Annotated in this window: 7 protein-coding genes and 1 pseudogene; 5 read left to right on the top strand and 3 right to left on the bottom strand. The window is 73.6% G+C overall.

What is annotated here, in order from left to right; translation table 11 throughout:
• From AB0H81_RS29535 to AB0H81_RS29515, 5 genes and pseudogenes are all read left to right on the top strand, one after another.
• Positions 1 to 1,060, top strand: a pseudogene (locus tag AB0H81_RS29535) (hypothetical protein); the annotation flags it as partial.
• A gap of 25 nt (positions 1,061 to 1,085) precedes the next feature.
• Positions 1,086 to 1,508, top strand: a complete 423-nt coding sequence (locus AB0H81_RS29530) for a roadblock/LC7 domain-containing protein (RefSeq protein WP_175595573.1) — start codon at positions 1,086 to 1,088, stop codon at positions 1,506 to 1,508.
• A gap of 26 nt (positions 1,509 to 1,534) precedes the next feature.
• Positions 1,535 to 1,897 carry a DUF742 domain-containing protein gene (locus tag AB0H81_RS29525; protein ID WP_175595572.1) on the top strand — a complete coding sequence of 121 codons (363 nt, stop codon included), beginning with the start codon at positions 1,535 to 1,537 and terminating at the stop codon, positions 1,895 to 1,897.
• Positions 1,878 to 2,456 carry an ATP/GTP-binding protein gene (locus tag AB0H81_RS29520; protein WP_175595571.1) on the top strand — a complete coding sequence of 193 codons (579 nt, stop codon included), beginning with the start codon at positions 1,878 to 1,880 and terminating at the stop codon, positions 2,454 to 2,456. The genes AB0H81_RS29525 and AB0H81_RS29520 overlap by 20 nt, the downstream gene beginning before the upstream one ends.
• 154 nt (positions 2,457 to 2,610) lie before the next feature.
• The gene (locus AB0H81_RS29515) at positions 2,611 to 3,441 is read left to right on the top strand and encodes a hypothetical protein (RefSeq protein WP_358381087.1); all 831 of its coding nucleotides are present in this window, start codon (positions 2,611 to 2,613) and stop codon (positions 3,439 to 3,441) included.
• Positions 3,442 to 3,516: 75 nt separating this feature from the next.
• Here AB0H81_RS29515 and AB0H81_RS29510 read toward each other — a convergent pair whose 3' ends face one another.
• From AB0H81_RS29510 to AB0H81_RS29500, 3 genes are all read right to left on the bottom strand, one after another.
• On the bottom strand, positions 3,517 to 4,284 hold the full coding sequence (locus tag AB0H81_RS29510; RefSeq protein WP_358381085.1) for a TetR/AcrR family transcriptional regulator: 768 nt from the start codon (positions 4,282 to 4,284) through the stop codon (positions 3,517 to 3,519).
• 128 nt (positions 4,285 to 4,412) lie between these two features.
• Entirely contained in the window at positions 4,413 to 5,375 is a 963-nt protein-coding gene (locus AB0H81_RS29505; protein ID WP_358381083.1) for an SIS domain-containing protein, read from the bottom strand.
• 57 nt (positions 5,376 to 5,432) lie between these two features.
• The gene (locus AB0H81_RS29500) at positions 5,433 to 6,524 is read right to left on the bottom strand and encodes a hypothetical protein (protein WP_358381081.1); all 1,092 of its coding nucleotides are present in this window, start codon (positions 6,522 to 6,524) and stop codon (positions 5,433 to 5,435) included.
• Positions 6,525 to 6,609: the final 85 nt, after the last annotated feature.

Here is a 6,609-nt window from a genome sequence, read left to right as displayed (position 1 = left end):
CGGCTCCGGCCTGACGAGCCCCGGCGTGGGCGGGCCTGGCCTCGGCGGGCCCGCGCTGGCGGGCTCCGGCGCGAACGGCGGCCGGCAGGGCACACCGGCGCAGAACGGCACCTTCCGCTCGTTCGGCAGCCTCGACTCCTTCGGCGCCTCCGGCAACGGCACGGGCCGCCCCGGCGTCCCGTTCACCGCCGACACCGACGGCGGCGCGCTGCGTCAGCCGTCGTACGACACCGGTGGCTTCCCGTCGTACCCGAGCCCGGACGCGCCCGGCGGCTTCCCCTCCCACCCCAATCCGGACGCGCCCGGCGGCTACCCGTCGTACCCGAGCCCCGAGGCGGCGCCCGGCGGCTTCCCGTCCCATCCCGGCCAGGAGGGGACGGGCGGCTTCCCGTCGTCCCCGAGTGTGGAGGGCCCGCCCCGCAGGGAGAACCTGCCCCGGCGGGAGTCCCTGCCGCGCCGGGACGCCTTCCCGAGCCGCGACGCCTTCCCGAGCCGGGAGAGCTTCCCCAGCCGCGACGGGTTCCCGGGCACGGCAAGTGGTAATGGCGCGTTCCAGACCCCGCCGCCCGCCACCTCGGGTTACAGCACCGCCGACGTGCGTAGGCCGGAGGCGCCGCCCTCGGTGGACGTCTCCCCGATGGACAAGGACCAGGAGGAGTACCTGCCGATCTTCGCGTCGGTGGAGTCGGCCTGGTTCCGCCGTCCGCCGGGGGAGCAGGCGTCCCCTGCGCCCGGCCGGGATGAGCACACCCCGTCGCAAGCCGTAGTCTCTGGGGAGGAAGCGTGGCGAACGGCCGCGGACGCCGGATGGCGTGCGGCGGCCGCGGCCAGCGACCCCAGTCTCGGCGGCATCACCGCCGCCGGGCTGCCCAAACGCACTCCCAAGGCCAACCTGGTCCCGGGTACGGCCGGTTCGCAGGCCGCGCAGCCCCAGCGGCAGCAGCGGCAGGCGCCGGTGCCGCCGGTCTCGGCTGACCGGATGCGCAGCCGGATGGCCAGCTTCCAGCAGGGAGTGCGACGGGGACGGGCGGAAGTACGCGAACAGGAGGAACGAGAGTGAGCGAGCGTCTTTCAAGGGAGGACGCGTGACAACGCTGAGCCACGAGGCGCATCGGTTCGACTGGCTGATCACGGACTTCGTGCGCAACACCCCCGGTGTCGCGCACGCGGTCGTCGTCTCGGCCGATGGTCTCTGCCTGGCGAGCTCTGAGGGCTTCCCGCCGGACCGGGCGGACCAGCTCGCCGCGGTCTCCGCCGGCCTGCTGAGCCTCACCGTGGGCGCGTCGCGTGTGTTCGAGGGCGGCTCCGTCACGCAGACGGTCGTCGAGATGCAGCGCGGGCTGCTCATCGTGATGGCGATCAGCGACGGCTCGGTGATCACCGTGCTGGCCGCGCCCGACTGCGACATGGGTCTGGTGGCCTACCAGATGACGCTGCTCGTCGACCGGGCCGGTCAGGCGCTGACGCCGGCCCTGCGCGCCGAGCTCCAGGCTGCCAGGACACGGTGAGGCAATGACACTCATGGGAGAGGGCCGTGTACGGCACTGACGGCACGGGGGACGACGAGCCCCTGTTCCGTCCGTACGCGGTGACCGGCGGCCGTTCGGAGCCGCGTTACCACCTTGCGATGGAGACGCTGATCTCGTCCATGTCCATACCGGACGACGAGATGGCCTTGCTGACTCCCGAGCAGGAGGCCATCATGCAGCTCTGCCGAACGTTCCGGTCGGTCGCCGAGATCTCGGCCCTCCTCCGGGTCCCGCTGGGCGTGGCGAGGGTGCTCGTGGCGGACATGTCAGACGAAGGACTCGTCCGCCTGCACCAGCCGCGCCTCAGCCAGGGACAGCCAGACCTCAACATGCTCGAAAGGGTGCTCAGTGGACTTCGCAGGCTCTAGCCCGGGCCTCACGTCGACGAAGATCGTCGTCGCGGGCGGGTTCGGCGTCGGCAAGACGACGTTCGTGGGGGCGGTGTCCGAGATCCTTCCGCTGACCACGGAAGCGGTGATGACCGACGCGTCCGCGGGCATCGACGACCTCGGGATGACCCCCAACAAGCAGACGACGACCGTGGCCATGGACTTCGGCCGTCTGTCGCTCGACCGCGACCTGATCCTGTACCTGTTCGGGACCCCCGGGCAGCACCGGTTCTGGTTCATGTGGGACGACCTCGTGCGGGGCGCCATCGGCGCGGTCGTGCTCCTCGACACGCGCCGGCTGGCCGACAGCTTCCCGGCCATCGACTACTTCGAGGAGGCGAAGCTGCCGTTCGTCGTCGGCGTCAACGGCTGGGACGGGCAGTTCCTCCACTCCGAGGACGAGGTGCGCGAGGCGCTGGCGCTGCCGGCGCACGTGCCGATCGTCCGCACGGACGCGCGCAACCGCGAGTCGGTCAAGGCGACGCTGATCTCGCTGGTCGAGCACGTCGTACGGCTCCGCGCCGCACCGGTCTCCTGACCCGGCAGGCCGCCCGCCACCTCCATTTCCCCGTATTTCCCGCCGTTCCATGCATTTCGGGAAATAGGAGGTGGGGCGGTCGTGATCACCACTACGCTGCTAGGCCCTGTCCGATGGGGAGCCCGGAAGGGCTCCGATGGGGGGAGTAGACCGCATGGTGTGGATCGCGCTCGCCGTGTCGGCCGCCGCCGTGGCCGCCGCGCTCGCGTGGTGGCTGCGCCGCGACCGGCCCGCCGCCGGAAGGGGCCCGGAAGGCCCGCAGGAGGCGCCTGAGCGAGCGTGGGGGCCGACGCTCGACACCGAGGCCGGGATCGCGTTCACGGAGGGCCTGCGGGCCTTCCACGACGAGGGCGACGCGCTGCTCCTGGAGCTCTCCCAGTCCGTGGTCGTCACCTCCGACCCGCCCCGCGCGCTCTCCCTCCCCCTGCTGGCCGAGGGCTTCGCCGCCCGTGGCGAGGCGGCCCTGCACGACCCGGCGGAGGCGGTCCGCGACCTCGTGGCCTCGCGCGGCGCCGTGGAGGGGCCCGGGGTGCTCCACCTGCGCGCCGCCTGGCTGGACGGGATGGTCGACGGCATGGACCGCCGGCACTTCGCCGAGGCCGTCCGCGAGATCGTCTGCGCTCCGCCGGCGGCGGGCATCACCGCCTGGAAGGCCGAGGAGGAGACGGGCGTCCTGCTGATCACCGTGCGCCCCGCCGCCGCCTCAGGTGAGGCCGCTCCAGATGAGGCCGGCGTAGGCGAGGCCGGGGAGCCGGCCGCCGGAGAGGGCGGGAACACCGTCATGATCGACCTGGGCCGGGTGCTCGACCGCTACCGGGAGGCGCGCGAGGAGCAGCCGGGCGCGCCCGTCGAGGCGCTGCTGCGCACCGTCGTGTCGCACGTGGTGGCCTCCGGCGGGCCCGGGCTCACCTGGACCCGGCCGCCCACCGGCGAGCAGGACGGAATCCTCCTGTCCGCCGCGACCGCGCCCGCCACGTTGCGCTGAGGTCTTCGGGAGGGGTGGGGTCGGCGTGCAGGACGGACTCCGCCGCGACCGCGCCCGCTACGTGCGCTGAGGTCCTCAGGGTGAGGTGCGGCGGGTGATCAGGGCCTCGATGCCGTCCAGCAGGCGCTGGAGGCCGAACTCGAAGGCGCGTTCCGCGCTGTAGGCCGTGCCCATGGCCTCGCCCGCCGCCTCGCCCACCCGCGTGGCCGTCGGGAAGCGGCTCACGTCGGCGATGCGGCTGAGGAACGGCGCGTGCGCCGCCCACCACTGCGCGTCGGTCATGCCGGTCTCGCGCTCGGCCTGCGACGCCTCCACCGCGCCCCGCGCCGTGCCGTGGACGAACCCGGTCACCAGCGTGACGACCGCGTCCATCTCGACGTCGGTCAGGCCGATGCCGTCCACGGCGCGCAGCTCGTGGTCGTACTTGGCGGTGCCGTTGGGCCCGAGCACGGGGCGGCTGGCCGCCACCTGGACGAGCCAGGGATGGCGCAGGTAGAGGGCCCAGTTCTCGCGGGCGATGTGCTCCAGCCGCTCCCGCCACCCGCCGGGCACGTCCTCGGAGCGGTCCGTCTCGCCGTACACGGTGTCGAGCATGACGTCGAACAGCTCCGGCTTGCCCGGCACGTACGTGTAGAGCGACATCGTGCCGACGCCGAGCCGCTCGGCCACGCGGCGCATGGACAGCGCCTGGAGCCCCTCGGCGTCGGCCACCTCGATGGCGGCGCGCACGATCCGGTCCACGCTCAGGTCGGGCTTGCCCTTGCGGCTCGCCCGCTCGCTGGTGCGCCAGAGCAGCGCCAGGCTGCGGGCTGGGTCACCCTTGCCGAAGTACTCGGTCGTCACCTCCCGTACGGTACACCGTACGGGCCAAGCCGGACGTCAGCGGGCGCGGTCCGCCACCGCCATCACGAGCTGCGTCGCCGTCTGCACGCCAGGGCCATCCATGTGGATGCCTCCTGGACCTCCCGGGGTCAGGAGGTGGCGGCCCACCAGTGGGCGGCGACCAGTTCGGCCACCAGCGTCTCCGTCAGCAGCGCCACCTCGGGGTCGTCGTCGTGCCGGTAGCGGATCGAGGCCGCGGCCCCCGGCACGTCGCCGCCCACCGCGAGCACCGTCGAGCCGCGCTGCCGCACCCAGTCCATGGCCTGCTCGTCGTAGCGGGAGCCGGGGAACAGCAGGGCGCGGTAGTCGAGCGTCTTGGTCAGGTACACGTCCACGTGCGCCCAGTCGCCCGTCTCGCAGGCGTCGGCCTGGCGGCGCGGGCCCTCGCGGACCATGAGCGCCGACTGCTCCGCCGACGAGAGCCGCTCGGCCGGCGCGACGGTGTAGACGCCGTGCGGCCCGTCCAGCAGCTCCAGCGCCGTGGGCAGCCACTCCTTCCTGCGCTCCAGCAGGCCGGCCGTGGCCTCGGCGGTACGCCGGACGAGGGCGGGCAGGTCGCGGGACTCGCCCGTGAGCCGGGACTCCAGGGCGAGCAGGAGCGCCAGCGTGTGCTGGAACGTGCGGCACGAGACGCCGCCGCGCTCCTCGCCCGCCCGCATCGGCACCACCAGGTCGGCGCCCTCGGTGACGGCTGACCCTGGGGCGTTGGTGAGTGCGAGGGTGAACGCCTTCGTGCCGGCGTAGCGGGCGAGCGCGTCCAGGGTCTCCCGGCTGCCGCCCGTGGCCGAGATCGGGACGACGAGGGTGCCGGGGGTCGCGGGGTAGGTGGCGGCGGCGGAGGCGTAGTCGGCGTAGGCGTCGATCCCGGCGGCGCGCAGCCGGAGGGCGGCCACCCCGGCGGCGTACCGGGAGCTGCCCATGCCGAGGAACAGCACCCGCTCGACACCGGGCGGCAGGCCCTCGAACGGGTCGCGGGCGGCCAGCTCGCCGGCCAGCGCCTCCAGGGCGTCGGGCTTGGCCTCCAGGTCGGCCAGGAACAGCTCGGGGTTCAACAGATCTCCAGGTGGTGCTCGGTGCCGCGCGGCGGGCGCGGCGAGCTTCGGGTGGGTTCAGGGATACCAGGTGCGCAGGACCCCCATCGGGGCGTAGCGCCAGCGGGGCAGGTGGCGGGCCGCGTACACCAGCTCACGGCACTCCTGCTCGACCTCGAACGGCCGCAGCAGCGCCTCGTCCAGCAGCTCGGGCCGTCCGCGCTCGGCCAGGCGGTGGCGGTAGGCGGACAGCATGGCCTCGCGGGTCTCGCGTGCCCAGCGGGCGGCGTGCTCCGGCGGCGTGCCGCGTCTCCTGACGGCCACCTGGGCGACGTGGTCGAGGCTCGTGGCGAGCTGGGCGACGTCCCGGGCGGCCGGCTGGTACGGCTCGGCGCCGGTCACGGTCGGGTTGCCGTCGAAGTCGATCACGGAGTAGCCGTCGCGCCACCGGAGGATCTGACCCACGTGCAGGTCGCCGTGGATCCGGATCAGCGGCGTGGGTCCGAGGGGCCGATGCAGGGGCTCCAGCTCGCGGCGCAGGGTGGCCTCCCGGGTCGCCAGCCACGCGCCGTCCTCCCCGTCGGTCAGCGCCAGCGCCTCCCGCAGCGCCTCCTCCGCCCGCGCCCCGTAACGACCCGCGTCCCCGTGCGCGTGGGCAACGGTGGCCGGCTCAGGGGCCGGCTCAGGGGCCGGCGGGCGGAAGGTGGACAGGGCCACGTGCAGGTCGGCGGTCAGGCGGCCGAGGTCGCGCGCGAACGACGTGCGCCCGGCCTCGGCCTCGTCCACGCACCACTCCCACCCGTCGCGCGCCTCCGGCAGGTAACCGGTCACGAGCGCCAGCAGCACCTCACCCGTAGAACCCGCAGCGCCCGCAGCGCTCGACTTTTCGCGCAAAGTCAGGGCGGCGTACGGCGGGGCGATCTCTTCGAAACCGCTCGCGGCCAGGTGTGCGAGGACGTCTGGGGCCGGATGCGGCAGTGGCGCCGGGGGTGTCAGCCACTTGACGACGACCCGATCACTCACCACCACCGAATAGTTTGTCTGATCGACGTGCTCTCCGAAGTCGCGTTCAGCCGGGACCCCGGTGTCGGCGGCGGCTTCGCCGTGCGAGAGGCTGGGCAGCGGGCCGAGCCGGCGTACGGCGAAGGGTGCGGGCACGTCGTCCGCCAACGACGCGACGAGCGCAGCTGTGAGGCCGCGATCCCGCTGTGTGAGGGGATTCTCACCGACGGAGATCAACCGGTCCCATATTGAA

The organism is Nonomuraea sp. NPDC050691 (genome assembly GCF_040654455.1).
In the GTDB taxonomy this organism is placed as follows: Bacteria; Actinomycetota; Actinomycetes; order Streptosporangiales; family Streptosporangiaceae; genus Nonomuraea.
This window is presented reverse-complemented; position numbering and strand designations above follow the sequence as displayed.

Bases quoted from the DNA above. Each gene is read 5' to 3' on its own strand.
- AB0H81_RS29515 (WP_358381087.1), top strand. From the start codon at position 2,611: ATGGTGTGGATCGCGCTCGCCGTGTCGGCCGCCGCCGTGGCCGCCGCG.